Raw genomic sequence first — 14,912 nt, 5'->3', positions numbered from 1 at the left:
TCGGGCCCATGGGTGACCTTGAGTATTCGCCGAACTCTCCCGAGCTGCCCGAGCCCGTGACCCCCGCGGGGCGCGAGGGCCTGGCCGCGCTTCTCGCGCGGCCCGGGAAAACCGTGATCGCGCTCGACTTCGACGGCACGCTCGCCCCGATCGTGCCCGACCCCGAGCAGGCCCGCGCCCACCCCGACGCCGTCCCCGCCCTCGCCGCGCTCGCGCCGAAGGTGCTGTCCGTCGCCGTCGTCACCGGGCGCCCCGCGGGCGTGGCGGTGCGCCACGGCGGCCTCGCGGGCGTTCCGGGCCTCGAACACCTCGTCGTGCTCGGGCACTACGGCGCCGAGCGCTGGGACGCCGTCTCCGCCACCGTGCACGCGGCCGAGCCGCACCCCGGGGTGGCCGCCGTGCGCGCCGAACTGCCGGGGTTCCTGGACACGATCGGCGCCTGGCGCGGTACGTGGATAGAGGAGAAGGGCCGCGCGGTGGCCGTCCACACCCGCCGCGCGGCCGACCCGCAGGCCGCCTTCGAGGCGCTGCGCGACCCGCTGGCGGAGCTGGCGTCCCGCCACGGCCTGATCGTCGAACCGGGCCGCATGGTCCTGGAGTTGCGCCCGCCGGGCATGGACAAGGGGGTGGCCCTCGCCGACTACGTACGGGAGGTCGGCGCGGAGAGTGTTTTGTACGCGGGCGACGACTTGGGCGATCTCCCCGCTTTCGCGGCGGTGGAGAAGCTCCGCTCCGACCAGGTGCGGGGGCTGCTGGTGTGCAGTGGCAGTGCGGAGGTGGTGGAGCTGGCGGAGCGGGCCGATGTGGTGGTGGACGGGCCCCAGGGCGTGGTGCAGCTACTCTCCGCCATCGCGGCTCAACTGGGGTGAGGGCGGACAGACTTTTCGAGTCCCCAACCCCGCCCCTTCCCGAAAACTCGCTCGGCGCGAGGGCCCTCCTCAAACGCCGGAGGGGCTGAAAGATTCAGCCCCTCCGGCGTTTGAGGAGCGGGGTCTGGGGCGGAGCCCCCTCCGCGGCGGAGCCGCCAATAGATACAGCCGGGAAGGGGCGGGATTGGGGAGAGCCCCGCAGGGTCGCCCTACCCCAGCGCCCGCAGCTGGTCCAGGAACCACTGGGCCGGGGGGAGAGCCGTAGCCGCCGCCGCGAGGCGTTTCGTGCGTTCCGCCCGCTCCTCCAGAGGCATCGTCAGCGCCGCGTGCAACGCCGCAGCCGTGCCCGTCACGTCGTACGGGTTGACGACGATCGCGTCCTCGCCCAGCTCCTCGTACGCCCCCGCCTCCCGTGACAGGACAAGAGCGCACCCCTCGTCCGAGACGACCGGCACCTCCTTGGCCACGAGGTTCATGCCGTCCCGGATGGGATTCACCAGCGCCACGTCCGCGAGGCGGTACGCCGCCAGGGAACGGGCGAAGTCGTCCTTCACGTGGAGGACGACCGGGGTCCAGCCCTCCACCCCGAAGCGGGAGTTGATCTCGTCGGCGACCCGCTGCACCTCCGCCGTGTAGTCGCGGTACACCGAGAGGTCCTGCCGCGAGGGGTACGCAAAGGCGACGTGTACCACCCGCTCCCGCCACTCGGGGCGGGATTCAAGGAGCTCGCGGTAGGCGAGCAGGCCCCGCACGATGTTCTTCGACAGTTCCGTCCGGTCGACGCGGACGATCACCTTCCGGTCGCCGGAGCCCCCGATCTGCTCCCGCAGCGCGACAAGACGTTCCTCCACGTCCGCCCGCCGCGACCGCTCCCGCAGGAAATCCGCGTCCGCGCCCAGGCCGTGCACCCCGATCCGCGTACCGGTCGTACCGCCGAGGACGGCCACGCAGCACTCCGTGAACGCGTCCGCCCACCGGCCCGTGAGGAACGCCGCCCGGTCGGCCCCGAGGATGCCGCGAAGCAGCTGCTCGGCGACGTCGTCCGGCAACATCCGGAAGTAGTCGACCGGCGCCCACGGCGTGTGCGAGAAGTGGCCGATGCGCAGGTCGGGACGGAGCTCGCGCAGCATCCCCGGCACCAGCGCCAGGTGGTAGTCCTGGACGAGGACCGCCGCGCCCGCCGCGGCGCTCTCGGCGAGTGCCTCGGCGAAAGCGCGGTTGTAGGTCTCGTACGACGCCCACTGCGCCCGGAACTCCGGGCCGAAGGCCGGTTCGAGCGGGGTCTGGTAGAGCATGTGGTGGACGAACCACAGCACCGAGTTCGCGATCCCGTTGTACGCGTCGGCGTGCACCTGCGGATCGATGTCGAGCATCCGCACGCCCGGCTCACCGACCCCGCGCCGCACGGCTTCCCGGTCGCCGTCGCCCAGCGCCGCGCAGACCCACAGGGCATCCGCATCGTCCCCGATCGCGCTCAGACCCGAGACGAGTCCGCCTCCGCCCCGCTTGGCCGTCAGTTCCCCGTTCTCTTCAAGGGTGTACGTGACGGGGCCGCGGTTGGACGCGACGAGGACCTGGGCGGCGTGCTCGGAGACCATGTGGCGAACCTAGCCCTTCGGGGGAGGGCTCAAACGTCTGCTTCTCGCCGCCGCCACCGCGAGCGCCCCCAGTGTGCACAGGGCGATCGCGAGACCCGCGTACAGCATCGTGTCCGACTCGTCGCCCGTCTCGGCGAGCCCCCGGGGCCCGCTCGCCATCCCCACCGGCTCCTCCTGCCGCTGCGGGGCCGGCCGCGCCTGCACCCGCTGGGCGAGGATCGCCGACGTGCACGGGGCGCCGCCGCCCCGGACGGTCGCGGGGCAGTTGCTGCCGGGTGCCGTCACGGTGATCGCGCGCGCCTCACCGGAGGTGCAGGGCGTCTTCAGCCGCTGGGTGACGGTGACCTTGCCGCGCTGGTGGACGTCGCCCTTCCACACGTACGTCCGTCCCTGTGTGGTGACCTCGCCGCTGCTCGCCACCGGCTTCTTCGAGCCGGGCGTCGCCGGCCAGGACGCGACGGCCCCCGTGCGCGGTCTTTCCGAGGGGTTCGCGAGGACGATGGTGGTCCAGACGTCACTGCACACCGGCGCGGTCCGCTTCGCGGGCACGGTGGTGATGGTGACGTCCGGCTGCTCACGCCCGGTGCGGGCGGTGCCGTTGCCGCTGCCTTCGGTCTCCGCCGCGGCGGGCACGGCCGCGGCGCCGAGCGCTCCGGCCGCGAGGGTGGCCGTGGCCATGGCCATGGCACCGACGCGGGGCGCGTTTCCCATTGCCTGTCTGACCCATACCTGGCTGACCCATACCTGTCTGAACCACACAAGGACCCACATAAATGGGGAATGTAGACAAAATGCCCGGCTTGGGGTGTTACGCCACGCGGCGTGCCGTGTACTCCGCGATGCCGCGCATCGGCGGGCGCTCCTCCGTGTCCACCGAATGGGTCCGCGGCTCGAACCCCTGCTCGCCCCGTTCGAACTGGGTGAGCTCGGGCCGTACGAGATGGCCGCGCGCGAGCCGCAGCTGCGCCGTCCGGTAGATCGCCGCGGCCATCCGGCCGAGCGCCTGCCCGTCCTGGTGCCGGTGCTTGCGCACACCGACATCGACCTGCGCGAGCGCGTCCAGGCCCACGGTGTGCAGCGCGTCGACGAGCAGGCCGAGCTCCACCCCGTAACCGACGGGGAACGGCAGCCGCTCCAGGAGGGACCTGCGTGCCGCGTACTCGCCGCCCAGCGGCTGGACGAAGCCCGCGAGCTGGGGCCAGTGCATGTTGAGCAGCGGGCGCGCCATCAGCTCGGTCACCCGGCCGCCCTGATCGGCGGTTCCGGCCAGCGGGCGGTCGTACATCGCCTTCACGAAGTCCACGTCGGGATCGGTCAGGAGGGGGCCCACTATCCCGGTCACGAAGTCCGCCGAGAACTCCCTCAGGTCCGCGTCGACGAACGCGACGATGTCGCCGCCGGTCACCAGGAGTGAGCGCCACAGCACCTCGCCCTTGCCGGGCACGGCCGGGAGGCGCGGCAGGATCTCGTCCCGGTGCACGACCCGCGCGCCCGCCTCCCGGGCGACCTCGGCCGTGCGGTCCTTCGAGCCGGAGTCGATCACCACGAGCTCGTCCACGAGGGCCGCCTTCTCCACCAGCTCGCGGCGGATCTCGGCGACGATCGCGCCGACCGTCCCCTCCTCGTCGAGGGCGGGCAGGACGACGCTCACCGAGGCTCCCGACGCCCGTTTGGCGTCCAGCAGCGCGCTGAGCGGACGGTCCGCAACCGACCAGGAACGCCTGGTCAGCCAGCGCTCGGCCTCTTCCAGCACGGGTGGCTCCTCCTGTGTGTGGCCCGACGTGCGGCCCGGTCCGTGGCCTGGGTGTGATCCATCTCGCCGTTCGGACGACTATCTCAAGGGTCCAGGCCGTCGGTTACAGTCTTGAACAACGCCGATGACCATCGCATGCCGGGGTCATCGCGCGACAAACGCCCCGGGCCCCTGAAGCCCGGCGCCATACCGCTCATCCAGAGGGGCAGAGGGATACGGCCCGTTGAAGCCCCGGCAACCATCCCGCCGACCACGCACGCGAGGTCTCGGTGGGGAAGGTGCCAATTCCGTCTCGCGGCGAGATGCGCCGCGAGGAAGATGAGGAGAAAGGGCCTCGCCTCCATGGCTGCGCAGACTGTCGGAACGTTCGACACCACCCCCTCCACCACGCCTTCCCACAGTGGGTCCGTGGACCTCGGCCCCGCTTCGGGCCTCTCTTGCCGCGAGTGCGGCGAGCTCTACGCGCTGGGCCCGATCTTCGCCTGTCAGGCCTGTTTCGGCCCGCTCGAAGTCGCGTACGACCTGCCGACCGGTGACCCCGAGGCGCTGCGTAAGCAGATCGAGGCCGGTCCGGACAACATCTGGCGCTACGCCCCGCTCCTGCCCGTCCCCGCGGACGTCGCCGAGAAGCCGAACATCAACCCCGGCTGGACCAAGCTCGTCAAGGCCGACAACCTCGCCCGCGAACTCGGCGTCGAGCAGGGCAAGTTGTTCGTCAAGGACGACTCCGGCAACCCCACGCACTCCTTCAAGGACCGCGTCGTGGCGCAGGCCATCGAGGCGGCGCGCGCCTTCGGCTTCACCACGCTCTCCTGCTCCTCCACCGGCAACCTCGCCGGCGCCGTCGGCGCCGCCGCGGCCCGCGCCGGCTTCCGCTCCTGCGTGTTCATCCCACACGACCTGGAGCAGGGCAAGGTCGTCATGGCCGCGGTCTACGGCGGCGAGCTCGTCGGCATCGAGGGCAACTACGACGACGTGAACCGCTTCTGCTCCGAGCTCATCGGCGACCCGCTGGGCGAGGGCTGGGGCTTCGTGAACGTGAACCTGCGGCCGTACTACGGCGAGGGTTCCAAGACCCTCGCGTACGAGATCTGCGAGCAGCTCGGCTGGGTCCTGCCCGACCAGCTGGTCATCCCGATCGCCTCCGGCTCGCAGCTCACGAAGATCGACAAGGGTCTGAAGGAGCTGATCGCCCTCGGCCTCGTCGAGGACAAGCCCTACAAGATCTTCGGCGCCCAGGCCGAGGGCTGCTCGCCGGTGTCCACCGCCTTCAAGGCCGGGCACGACGTCGTGCGTCCGCAGAAGCCGGACACCATCGCCAAGTCGCTGGCCATCGGCAACCCCGCCGACGGGCCGTACGTGCTCGACATCGCGCGTCGCACGGGCGGGGCGGTGGAGGACGTGAACGACGAGCAGGTCGTCTCCGCGATCAAGCTGCTCGCCCGGACCGAGGGGATCTTCGCGGAGACCGCGGGCGGTGTGACCGTGGGCGTCACCAAGAAGCTGATCGAGGCGGGGCTCATCGACCCGGCGTTGACCACGGTCGTGCTGAACACCGGTGACGGCCTCAAGACTCTCGACGCGGTCGCCGAGACGTCTCAGGCGACCGCCACGATTCGCCCCAGCCTTGACGCGTTTCGCGCCGCCGGGCTCGCAGGCTGAGCTTGTTCGCTGACTGCGGGGCCGTCGTGGCTGGTCGCGCAGTTCCCCGCGCCCCTGACGGGGCGCCCCTCACGGGCGCCCCTCCTGAACTACCGAGGTGAATCAATGAGCGTCAAGGTCCGCATCCCCACCATTCTTCGCACCTACACCGGCGGTCAGTCCGAGGTCGCCGCCGAGGGGGCGACTCTCTCCGAGGTCATCGCCGACCTGGAGAAGAACCACACCGGTATCGCGGCGCGCGTCCTGGACGACCAGGGCAAGCTGCGGCGCTTCGTGAACGTCTACGTGAACGACGACGACGTGCGCTTCGAGCAGGGTCTTGAGACCGCGACGCCGGACGGCGCGGGGGTCTCCATCATCCCCGCCGTCGCCGGTGGTTGATCCTTTAAAGAAACACCCTGCGTAATTGACATTGCCCCCTCCGCGAGAGAAGCGGAGGGGGCAATTCCATGCGATTGAGCGCGGTACAGTTGGGAAGCGAGCTTCCTGTTTGTGCCGAGCGCATATACGAAGTCGCCCTGAGGGCGACAAGAAGTAGCCAAAGTGCACTGCCCATTTGCCCCCTCCGTGGCATTTGTCTGGCCCGACTTGCCCTGAACTCCGGCGAATTCTCCGCATATTACCGATCAGGCGTGCCCAGAATTCTCGTCCGATTGACCTGTTGCAGAGGGCAGTTGGACAGATACATTCAGCCGCGGTCGACGCGTTCCGGCGCACGCCTCCACAACCCATTGGGGGGGTGAGGTCTGACCCGGGTCCGCGAAGTGCGGGCCCGTGCAAGGGCCAGTAATAGGGGAGTTAGGCATGGCTCAGGGCACCGTCAAGTGGTTCAACGCGGAGAAGGGGTACGGCTTCATCGCGGTCGACGGTGGTGCGGATGTTTTCGTCCACTACAGCGCGATTCAGATGGACGGCTACCGCACCCTTGAAGAAGGTCAGCGAGTGGAGTTCGAGATCTCGCAGGGCCAGAAGGGTCCGCAGGCGGACATGGTCAAGCTCGCCGTCTGATCTCGGCGCGATCGGCCAGCGACTTAGCGAGTGACGAGGGCCCGCATCCCGACAGGGGTGCGGGCCCTCGTGCGTCCCCCGGCGGCCCGGCCGGGGACGCACCCCCCTCGTACGTCTGAGATCCGTGAGAGGCGCTTGCACTCGTAGGGGTCGAGTGCTAATCATTGGGCTTAGCACTCTCCGAGTGAGAGTGACAGAACTTGGATCGGGTCGGTGAGGCCCGCAGGCCGGGTGGGGCAAGGAACCACAAGGTTTGCAGGCCGTCCGTCGCGGGCACTGGCGCGATCCGGAGCATGCCACCCCTGTCCGGGAGGACCACTTCACATGGCCAAGATCATCGCGTTCGACGAGGAGGCACGGCGCGGCCTCGAGCGCGGCATGAACCAGCTCGCCGACGCCGTCAAGGTGACCCTGGGCCCCAAGGGTCGCAACGTCGTCCTCGAGAAGAAGTGGGGCGCCCCCACGATCACCAACGATGGTGTTTCCATCGCCAAGGAGATCGAGCTCGAGGACCCGTACGAGAAGATCGGCGCCGAGCTGGTCAAGGAGGTCGCGAAGAAGACGGACGACGTCGCCGGTGACGGCACGACGACCGCGACCGTCCTGGCGCAGGCGCTGGTCCGCGAGGGCCTTCGCAACGTAGCCGCCGGTGCCAACCCGATGGCCCTCAAGCGCGGCATCGAGAAGGCCGTCGAGGCCGTCTCGGGCGCCCTGCTCGAGCAGGCCAAGGACGTGGAGACCAAGGAGCAGATCGCTTCGACCGCCTCCATCTCCGCCGCCGACACCCAGATCGGCGAGCTCATCGCCGAGGCGATGGACAAGGTCGGCAAGGAAGGCGTCATCACCGTCGAGGAGTCGCAGACCTTCGGTCTCGAGCTTGAGCTCACCGAGGGCATGCGCTTCGACAAGGGCTACATCTCGGCGTACTTCGCCACGGACATGGAGCGTATGGAGGCGTCGCTCGACGACCCGTACATCCTGATCGTGAACTCGAAGATCTCGAACGTGAAGGACCTCCTTCCGCTCCTCGAGAAGGTCATGCAGTCCGGCAAGCCGCTGCTGATCATCGCCGAGGACGTCGAGGGCGAGGCCCTGTCGACCCTGGTCGTCAACAAGATCCGTGGCACCTTCAAGTCCGTCGCCGTCAAGGCCCCGGGCTTCGGTGACCGCCGCAAGGCCATGCTCGGCGACATCGCCATCCTCACCGGTGGCACCGTCATCTCCGAGGAGGTCGGCCTCAAGCTGGAGAACGCCGGTCTCGACCTGCTCGGCCGCGCCCGCAAGGTCGTCATCACCAAGGACGAGACGACGATCGTCGACGGCTCCGGTGAGAGCGACCAGGTCCAGGGCCGCGTCAACCAGATCCGCGCCGAGATCGAGAACTCGGACAGCGACTACGACCGCGAGAAGCTGCAGGAGCGCCTGGCGAAGCTCGCCGGCGGTGTTGCGGTCATCAAGGCCGGTGCCGCGACCGAGGTCGAGCTCAAGGAGCGCAAGCACCGCATCGAGGACGCCGTTCGCAACGCGAAGGCGGCCGTCGAAGAGGGCATCGTCGCCGGTGGTGGCGTGGCGCTGCTGCAGGCCGCCGCCGTCTTCGAGAAGCTGGAGCTCGAGGGTGACGAGGCGACCGGCGCCAACGCCGTGAAGCTCGCCCTGGAGGCCCCGCTCAAGCAGATCGCCGTCAACGGCGGCCTTGAGGGCGGCGTCGTCGTCGAGAAGGTCCGCAACCTCACCGTCGGCCACGGCCTGAACGCCGCGACCGGTGAGTACGTGGACATGATCGCCGAGGGCATCCTCGACCCGGCGAAGGTCACGCGCTCCGCCCTGCAGAACGCCGCGTCCATCGCCGCGCTGTTCCTCACCACCGAGGCCGTCATCGCCGACAAGCCGGAGAAGGCGGGCGCTGCCCCGGCCGGCGGCGGCATGCCGGGCGGTGACATGGACTTCTGATCGACCTCTGGTTGATCAGCGGTTCATCGCTTCACGCGAACCGAGGGCGGCACTCCTTCTCACGAAGGGGTGCCGCCCTCGGGCGTTTCCGGAGCCGTGCAGCTGTGCGTGACTACGGCAGGCGGTCGAGCAGCCAGGTGCAGAGTTCTTGCGTGATCAGGGTGTGGGGCTCGTTGTGGGTGGCGCAGAGGTACTCGTCCAACTCGCTGTCCTCGGACTGTTCCGGGAACGGGGTGTGCAGGTTCTCGTGGGTGTTGATGTCGCGCAGGGCGATCGCGCTGACGGAGGGTACGAAGCAGTGTTCGCGGATCTCGGCCTCCGCGCCGAGGCCGATGATCGCGGGGATGCTGTTCAGCTCGTCGGCGAGGATGCCGAAGCCCTCCAGGGTGCCGCCGGGTGCGCCGTCGATCTCGGGCAGGCCCGAGGTGCGGATCTGCGGCTTGCGCAGGGTCACCACCCGTAGCTGGGCGACCAGTTGATCCACCCCCTCGGGCTGCGTGTGGAGGTGGGTGCCGGTGATGGCGAGGCCCTTGCCGCGGAACGCCCGCCGCCCCGGGGTGATGCCGTTGGCGACGCCGGTACGTACGCCGTTGGCGACGCCGATCTTCCGCGGGCGGCTCGGCCAGCCGCCGACCCGCTCCAGCTCGGCGAGGAACTCGACGCGCTCCTTGTCGGTCTCCGGGGTGTCGTCCCACTCCGCGATGTGCTGCCACAGGAGCTGGCGCGCGGCCGGGCTGTTCATCTGGTTCGAGAAGGCCGCGTTGAGCCGCCGGATGTAGTGCGCGAACGACTGGAGCCCGATCGGGATCCAGGCCCCGCGGTGCGGGCTGTCGTAGGAGAGGTACAGCGCGGTCTGGTGGTCGACGCCGTCGTGTTCCATCTTGGCGAGCGCGTACCGCGTGACCAGGCCGCCCATGCTGAAGCCGCCTACGGTCAGCGGGTGGTCGCCGGTGCGCCGCGCGATCGCCTCCTGGATCGCCGAGCGCGCCGCCACGGCGTTGTCCAGGATGGAGGCGCTGCGCTCGTCGAAGCCGAGGATGATGACGTCCCTGCCGCGCGTCCGCAGCTCGCTGATGAGCGCGTACTCGCCGCGGTCCAGGCCTTCGTAGAGGAAGTCCAGGTCGCTCGGTCCCGCGCTGAAGCCGTCGGCGAGGATCACGGGCTTGGTGAGCCCTTGCCCGGGGTCGGCGAGGTACACCCAGGCCCTGCCGCCCGGCAGCGTCCACTCCTGGTCCGGGGTGGGGGCCGCCTCGGACACCTCCTGGGGGCCGGGAGCCAGGGTGATGTGGGCGGCGGACCGCCAGGCCTCGATGATCTGCTCTTCGGTGGGCTCGTGGGGGTCGTTGGACTCGTTGGACTCGTGGGGCTCGTGGGGCTGGTTGGGCCCGCTGCGGTCGGTCATGAAGGGTCCCCTCCGGTTGTGCCGCTTCGATGACGTTCGGTGCCATCCTCGATACGTCACGTAGGTGCCGGAAGGTGGTCTCAGGTTTCCGCGCGGGGAGCGGGGTCCTTTCGGACAGAGGGGAAATGGCGGCATTTGCACTGCGTCGGCCGGGGAGTCTTCGGGGCGCCGTGGTCGACGGCCGGGCGGCGGTCGTGTCAGCGGCGGAACTCGGTCAGCGGGGCCTGAGGGGGCCTGCCGGGGCCGGGGAAGTATGTCGCGAAGGCGACCGGGAGGGGGCCGGTTCAGCCTTCGCGCGGGGGTCCCTGACTGTGCCGCATGCCGCCACCGCTCGCGTACTCCTCAGACGCGGCCTGGGCCCTCGGTGGACGGCGGGGACCTGCCTGCCGGGGCCAGGGGGTGGGATCAGTTGGCATAGTCCTTGAGCTTTTCGGTTTCTAGAGTGATGGCTACTGGGGCGGGGAGGCGGACGGTGGAGCCGTAGTGGAATGGGCGGCGGCTCTGGTAGACGCCGTTTTCCGGTGAGCTGTACACGACGACGGTGTGGTTCTCACGGTCGATGAGCAGATAGACAGGGATGCCGACGTAGGCGTAGGCGCGCGGCTTGTCCTGTCGGTCGCGGCGATCGGTGTCCCGGTCGCGGGAAGTCACCTCGACGGCCATCAGTACGCCGTCGGGGGATGCCCACTCGCCTTGTCCGGCGAAGTAGTCGACCGGGGTCAGAGAGCCGTCCGGCCTGATGCAGCCCTTCCGGTACGTGTCGACGCGCAGACCCTGCTCCAGGTGCAGGGCCAGTTCGGGGCGCTGCATCATGCATTGCCGAAGCACCCACATGACGATCGATCCGTGGTCGCCGTCCGGCACGGGCTTGACCTCAAGCTTTCCGTTGATGAGTTCGAGCGTGACTGTCTCGGGGGCCACGCGGGCGAGCTCCTCGAAGTCCTCGACGTCGATCGGGCCGTGCTTGACGTACACCCGGCCGCCGAGGAATTCGAGACGCACGGTCTCTGGGGCCAGCCGGTCCAGCTCTTCGAATTCCTCGACGGACATCTGGGGGCGCTCATCGGTGCCAGGGGTCATGGTGGTGCCTCCTCCCTTCCATCGTGCCCCGGCTGTGTGTCGGCGGACCGTTGGAGCGGTCATGCGTGTGTCCTTTCCTGTGAGCTGACAGCTGCATTGCGGGCCGCCGCCGCGTGGGCGTGGACCGCTGCGGGTGGGAGCGGCGCTGTGCGGGGTGCCGGGCTCCGTTCGCCCCGGCACGGGCCGCAGGTGCCGCCGGGCAGGGCCTCCGGGCGGCCGGGGGTTCCGCAACTCCCGCACTCCAGGACGCGGAGCGCGGGGCGGGGGACTGGTGCCGGCGGGAGCTTGGTCGTGAGGCGGCTGCGGATGAGGGCCGCCGGGCTGTGGACCGGGGTGGGGAGTCCTGCCGTGAGGGCGCGGAGGATGTCCGGCTCCGTGGCGCCGCGCGTGAACCACTCCGTGAGCTGGGGTTCCAGGGCGACGCAGTCCGCGTACGAGAGGGACAGTGCGGGGGCCGTCCGGCCGAGGGCTGCGAGGAGGATGAACGCGCGGCTGCGGGTGGGGCGTTGGGGTCTGTCCGGCTCCGGGTCCGGTACCTCGCCGCGCGTGAATGCCGTCCACCAGGTGTCGTCCCGCGCCGTCCGCGAGAACCACGTTCGGGTGATCCAGCGAGCGCTGCCACTTCCGTATACGTGTTCCCTGCCCCGCCTCAAGTGCCCGGCCGCCTGGAGCCTGTTGAGGGCGGTGCGGAGGGCGCACTGGCCGTACGGGAGGTGCTTGGCCAGGGTCTTTACGGAGATGTCCGCGCCGTCGGGCAGCCGGTCGATGCTGGCTGCGATGGCGGCTTCGCGGGGTGGGAGGTGGGTGAAGTCGTTGGCCGTGCGGGGTTGTTGGTCCGGCGCGGAGCGCTTGCCGTAACCCGGATTGGCGAGGGGGTGGGGAGTCGCGTGCGTCGGGCGCACGGCAGCACTAAGCTGGATGGCATCCATATGGATCGAACCTCTGTTATTCGATCTTGTTGGGCAGACCCCCGCAGGTGTTGCTAGCACCTGGCGGGGGTCGTTCGTTATTCGGGCACGCTAGAGCGTCGTCACACTGCGTGGCAAGTCGAAGCCCGAAAGTGATCGACTGTGCCAACTCCGAGGGAGGGAGGGCGGGTTGAGGCCCGCCTCCCGTTCCTTGAAAAGAGGGCTCGGGGCTCGGCGCTTGAGCTTCGGGGTCAGCTGTCCTTGAGGTCCGCGAGGAAGGCGGACCAGGCCGTGGCCCGGAACACGAGCTTCGGGCCGGCGGGGTTCTTGGAGTCGCGGACGGGGACGAGGTTCGGGTGCCCGTCGGCCACTTCGAGGCAGTCGCCGCCGCTGGCGCCGCTGTGCGTGGACTTGCGCCAGCGGGCCATCTCCAGGCAGTTGCCTCCGTCAGGGCCGCTGTACGTGGACTTGTGCCAAGTAGCTGCGCTTAGGTCGTGCTCAGGGGTGGTCCTCATGGGCGTAATCCTCTGCCACTGATTCGATCAGAGCCAGGGAAGCTTGTGGTGACAATGCGCTGGCCCCTAACAAATCGTAGGCCAGAGTCTGCCGTGTGACTGTGGCTGGGTCGTCCTCAAGGCGCCCGGTTTCGACTCCCTCTGCGTAGGCAAGCGGAGGTGCACTCTCAAAGGTCATGAGCTTGAGGGAGCCCTGGACGAGCGGGTGGGCACCTGCGGAAAAGGGTATTACCTGCACGATCGCCCGGTGGCGACGTCCGAGTGCGGCGACGTGGTGCAAGGCCTCGGCCATCACGGCGTGCCCGCCGACCACTCGGCGGATTGATGCCTCGTCGAGTACCGCCCACAACAGCGGCGTTGTTGGATCGCGCAGGATGTGCGCTCGCTCTAGACGGGCTTTCACCAACTCGTCAATGACATCCGGTGTTGCCGTCGGGCGCCCACTCCGGAACATGGCCCGTGCGTACCCCTCTGTTTGCAGCAACCCGGGGATCAGCAAGGGCGCGTACTCCCGAATCCCCGTAGCCACCGCCTCCGCCTCCGCCGCCTCGGCAAAATGATCCGGGTACTTCGACTTGGCGACCGCCCGGCAGTTGCGGGCGAAGAAGCCCCCCGTATCCAGCACCTCGTCGAAGTGGTGGGCGTACTCCAGATGCATTCGCCGCGTGCCCGCCTCCAGTTGGCCGATGAACGAACCGCTGACGAACAGAGGTGCGCCGAGGGCCTCTTGGCTGATCCCCTTCCGCTCGCGCGCGTGTCGCAACTCGCAGCCGAGGAGGGCGCGGGGGTTCGATGAGGGGTCGAGGTCCTTGCGGCGGCCGGTCATGGGCAACTCCTCATCCAACAAGGCGGTTTGTTGGGACGCGGTTGCTTCTCAGGCTACGCAGTACCGGACACGCTTAGTGAGGAAACGGCAACACCGAGTGTGAGAGGCGGAGGTCATGGCGCTGACGGCGGAGGAACGGGTGCGGGCGGTGGAGGAGGTCGTGCGGCAGTTGAGGGCGGGGCTCGAAGAGGCCGGGGTCACGCTGCCGTCCCTGCGGATGGATCCGCTGACGGCGGCGGCGGAAGGGGCCCTGCCGCTGGTGGAGTTGGGGCGCTGCAATCTCGACACGGCGTTGCGCCTGGCCGCCGTGGTGGAGGGCTCGCGGTGAACGAGGAGGACCCCGGGGTGCCGGAGGCGGGGACGTACGCCGTCGATTACCGGGACGGCAGCGTCGGCCAGGTCATGGGCTGCGAGGGCGGCCTCGTACAGCTGAGACCGCTCGGTGGCGGCCGGGAGTGGGACTGTCCGCCGGAGTCGATCGGGGAGGCGCCGGCGGGGGACGTGCTGCGGGAGCGGGTGCGCAGGCTGAACCGGGAGAGGCGGCTGCCGTGAGCGGATCGCACCGGCAGGGTGGGGCCCTGCTATGTACACTCAGAGGGGTACAAGTGGGCCCTCTATGTACATGGCGGGAGATCGAGATGTCGCTGACACACATCGAAATCGACGACGAGGCCCTGGAGACCGCCAAGCGTCTCGGCGGCCACCGGACGAAGACGGCGGCTGTCGCGCATGCGCTGGAGGAGTACAACAAGCGGCTTCAGCGAGCCGCTGCCTACGACAGGTTCATCGCGCTCGGCCAGGATTGGGACGTCGAGGGAGCAGAGGCAGCGCATCGCGCCGAGAAGGAGGCGTCGCGCGAATGAGCCGGTACCTGGTGGACAGCTCGGCGCTTTGGCGGCTCCTGCGGGATGCCCCCCTTGCCGCCGCGTGGCGCGAGGCGGCGGCGGACGGTGAAATCCGCTCGTGTTACCCGCAGCGTGCCGAGTTCCTGAAATCCGCGAGGAGCCTCAAGGAGTACGAGACGTTCAGCGCTCTGCTGGGAGATCTCTACCGAGACGTCTCCGTCCCCAAGAGCGCGGCGAAGTGGGTCGGCGCCGTGCAGCTGCGCGCCGCCGAGCAGGGCGCGCACAAGTCGCTGTCGGCGGTCGACCTCCAGGTCTGTGCGACTGCCGCTCACCACGGTCTCGTGATCGTGCACGACGACAACGACTTCGTGACGGCGGAGAGGTTCGCCGTCGAGGTGCGCCAGCGCAATGTGCGGGAGGGGCCGCTGGGGCAGCCGGCGCAGTGATCAAGCCGCCGGGTGGGACGGCGTCCGCGTCTTCGATGCGTGTACAAGTC

Annotated in this window: 17 protein-coding genes and 1 riboswitch; of the genes, 9 read left to right on the top strand and 8 right to left on the bottom strand. The window is 69.4% G+C overall.

From position 1 onward, the window contains the following. The first annotated feature begins 8 nt into the window (after positions 1–8). The gene (gene otsB / locus ABXJ52_RS16655; RefSeq protein WP_367043239.1) at positions 9–869 is read left to right on the top strand and encodes a trehalose-phosphatase; all 861 of its coding nucleotides are present in this window, start codon (positions 9–11) and stop codon (positions 867–869) included. 209 nt (positions 870–1,078) lie between these two features. On the opposite strand, the gene ABXJ52_RS16650 is transcribed toward otsB, so the two are convergent. From ABXJ52_RS16650 to ABXJ52_RS16640, 3 genes are all read right to left on the bottom strand, one after another. Then, positions 1,079–2,467, bottom strand: a complete 1,389-nt coding sequence (locus tag ABXJ52_RS16650) for a trehalose-6-phosphate synthase (protein ID WP_367043237.1) — start codon at positions 2,465–2,467, stop codon at positions 1,079–1,081. 9 nt (positions 2,468–2,476) lie between these two features. Further along, entirely contained in the window at positions 2,477–3,145 is a 669-nt protein-coding gene (locus ABXJ52_RS16645; protein WP_367043235.1) for a hypothetical protein, read from the bottom strand. A 130-nt stretch (positions 3,146–3,275) separates the two neighbouring features. Next, positions 3,276–4,220 (bottom strand): glucosyl-3-phosphoglycerate synthase, encoded by a 945-nt coding sequence (locus tag ABXJ52_RS16640; RefSeq protein WP_367043233.1) that lies wholly within the window; start codon positions 4,218–4,220, stop codon positions 3,276–3,278. 190 nt (positions 4,221–4,410) lie between these two features. Then, positions 4,411–4,545: riboswitch (SAM riboswitch) on the top strand. 17 nt (positions 4,546–4,562) lie between these two features. On the opposite strand from ABXJ52_RS16640, the gene thrC reads away from it, so the two are divergent. The 4 genes from thrC to groL all read left to right on the top strand — a co-directional run bounded on the left by thrC (position 4,563) and on the right by groL (position 8,840). Next, a complete protein-coding gene (gene thrC, locus ABXJ52_RS16635) occupies positions 4,563–5,882 on the top strand; it encodes a threonine synthase (protein WP_367043231.1) in 1,320 nt (439 codons plus the stop codon). A gap of 105 nt (positions 5,883–5,987) precedes the next feature. Next, entirely contained in the window at positions 5,988–6,263 is a 276-nt protein-coding gene (locus ABXJ52_RS16630; RefSeq protein WP_367043229.1) for a MoaD/ThiS family protein, read from the top strand. Positions 6,264–6,686: 423 nt separating this feature from the next. Next, on the top strand, positions 6,687–6,890 hold the full coding sequence (locus tag ABXJ52_RS16625; protein ID WP_005315736.1) for a cold-shock protein: 204 nt from the start codon (positions 6,687–6,689) through the stop codon (positions 6,888–6,890). A 324-nt stretch (positions 6,891–7,214) separates the two neighbouring features. Further along, positions 7,215–8,840, top strand: coding sequence for a chaperonin GroEL (gene groL / locus ABXJ52_RS16620; protein ID WP_361194440.1), 1,626 nt, complete (start codon positions 7,215–7,217; stop codon positions 8,838–8,840). 112 nt (positions 8,841–8,952) lie between these two features. Here the strand turns inward: groL and ABXJ52_RS16615 are convergent, their stop codons facing one another. The 5 genes from ABXJ52_RS16615 to ABXJ52_RS16595 form a co-directional block, all read right to left on the bottom strand. Then, positions 8,953–10,242, bottom strand: coding sequence for a hypothetical protein (locus ABXJ52_RS16615; protein ID WP_367043217.1), 1,290 nt, complete (start codon positions 10,240–10,242; stop codon positions 8,953–8,955). Between the two features lie 405 nt (positions 10,243–10,647). Then, a complete protein-coding gene (locus ABXJ52_RS16610; protein WP_367043213.1) occupies positions 10,648–11,322 on the bottom strand; it encodes a Uma2 family endonuclease in 675 nt (224 codons plus the stop codon). Positions 11,323–11,381: 59 nt separating this feature from the next. Further along, positions 11,382–12,251 carry a hypothetical protein gene (locus ABXJ52_RS16605; protein WP_367043210.1) on the bottom strand — a complete coding sequence of 290 codons (870 nt, stop codon included), beginning with the start codon at positions 12,249–12,251 and terminating at the stop codon, positions 11,382–11,384. 230 nt (positions 12,252–12,481) lie between these two features. Next, on the bottom strand, positions 12,482–12,745 hold the full coding sequence (locus tag ABXJ52_RS16600) for a DUF397 domain-containing protein (RefSeq protein ID WP_367043208.1): 264 nt from the start codon (positions 12,743–12,745) through the stop codon (positions 12,482–12,484). Next, positions 12,729–13,571, bottom strand: coding sequence for a helix-turn-helix transcriptional regulator (locus ABXJ52_RS16595; RefSeq protein WP_367043206.1), 843 nt, complete (start codon positions 13,569–13,571; stop codon positions 12,729–12,731). The genes ABXJ52_RS16600 and ABXJ52_RS16595 overlap by 17 nt, the downstream gene beginning before the upstream one ends. Before the next feature lie 115 nt (positions 13,572–13,686). On the opposite strand from ABXJ52_RS16595, the gene ABXJ52_RS16590 reads away from it, so the two are divergent. The 4 genes from ABXJ52_RS16590 to ABXJ52_RS16575 all read left to right on the top strand — a co-directional run bounded on the left by ABXJ52_RS16590 (position 13,687) and on the right by ABXJ52_RS16575 (position 14,862). Then, a complete protein-coding gene (locus ABXJ52_RS16590) occupies positions 13,687–13,899 on the top strand; it encodes a hypothetical protein (RefSeq protein WP_367043204.1) in 213 nt (70 codons plus the stop codon). Next, positions 13,896–14,123, top strand: a complete 228-nt coding sequence (locus ABXJ52_RS16585) for a hypothetical protein (RefSeq protein WP_367043201.1) — start codon at positions 13,896–13,898, stop codon at positions 14,121–14,123. The genes ABXJ52_RS16590 and ABXJ52_RS16585 overlap by 4 nt, the downstream gene beginning before the upstream one ends. A gap of 86 nt (positions 14,124–14,209) precedes the next feature. Next, positions 14,210–14,434 (top strand): type II toxin-antitoxin system VapB family antitoxin, encoded by a 225-nt coding sequence (locus ABXJ52_RS16580; protein WP_367043198.1) that lies wholly within the window; start codon positions 14,210–14,212, stop codon positions 14,432–14,434. After that, a complete protein-coding gene (locus ABXJ52_RS16575; protein WP_367043195.1) occupies positions 14,431–14,862 on the top strand; it encodes a PIN domain-containing protein in 432 nt (143 codons plus the stop codon). Before ABXJ52_RS16580 ends, ABXJ52_RS16575 begins: the two co-directional genes overlap by 4 nt. Positions 14,863–14,912 lie beyond the last annotated feature (50 nt).

The sequence above is a fragment of the Streptomyces sp. Je 1-332 genome (genome assembly GCF_040730185.1).
GTDB lineage: Bacteria > Actinomycetota > Actinomycetes > Streptomycetales > Streptomycetaceae > Streptomyces.
Note: the sequence above shows the minus strand (reverse complement) of the source record. Positions and strands in the feature narration are given on the sequence as shown.

Coding starts and splice junctions, on each gene's coding strand:
- otsB (WP_367043239.1), top strand. CDS start 9: ATGGGTGACCTTGAGTATTCGCCGAACTCTCCCGAGCTGCCCGAGCCC.
- ABXJ52_RS16615 (WP_367043217.1), bottom strand. CDS start 10,242: ATGACCGACCGCAGCGGGCCCAACCAGCCCCACGAGCCCCACGAGTCC.
- ABXJ52_RS16575 (WP_367043195.1), top strand. CDS start 14,431: ATGAGCCGGTACCTGGTGGACAGCTCGGCGCTTTGGCGGCTCCTGCGG.
- groL (WP_361194440.1), top strand. CDS start 7,215: ATGGCCAAGATCATCGCGTTCGACGAGGAGGCACGGCGCGGCCTCGAG.
- ABXJ52_RS16650 (WP_367043237.1), bottom strand. CDS start 2,467: ATGGTCTCCGAGCACGCCGCCCAGGTCCTCGTCGCGTCCAACCGCGGC.
- ABXJ52_RS16580 (WP_367043198.1), top strand. CDS start 14,210: ATGTCGCTGACACACATCGAAATCGACGACGAGGCCCTGGAGACCGCC.
- ABXJ52_RS16595 (WP_367043206.1), bottom strand. CDS start 13,571: ATGACCGGCCGCCGCAAGGACCTCGACCCCTCATCGAACCCCCGCGCC.
- ABXJ52_RS16645 (WP_367043235.1), bottom strand. CDS start 3,145: ATGGCCACGGCCACCCTCGCGGCCGGAGCGCTCGGCGCCGCGGCCGTG.
- ABXJ52_RS16625 (WP_005315736.1), top strand. CDS start 6,687: ATGGCTCAGGGCACCGTCAAGTGGTTCAACGCGGAGAAGGGGTACGGC.
- ABXJ52_RS16600 (WP_367043208.1), bottom strand. CDS start 12,745: ATGAGGACCACCCCTGAGCACGACCTAAGCGCAGCTACTTGGCACAAG.
- ABXJ52_RS16590 (WP_367043204.1), top strand. CDS start 13,687: ATGGCGCTGACGGCGGAGGAACGGGTGCGGGCGGTGGAGGAGGTCGTG.
- thrC (WP_367043231.1), top strand. CDS start 4,563: ATGGCTGCGCAGACTGTCGGAACGTTCGACACCACCCCCTCCACCACG.
- ABXJ52_RS16605 (WP_367043210.1), bottom strand. CDS start 12,251: ATGGATGCCATCCAGCTTAGTGCTGCCGTGCGCCCGACGCACGCGACT.
- ABXJ52_RS16610 (WP_367043213.1), bottom strand. CDS start 11,322: ATGACCCCTGGCACCGATGAGCGCCCCCAGATGTCCGTCGAGGAATTC.
- ABXJ52_RS16630 (WP_367043229.1), top strand. CDS start 5,988: ATGAGCGTCAAGGTCCGCATCCCCACCATTCTTCGCACCTACACCGGC.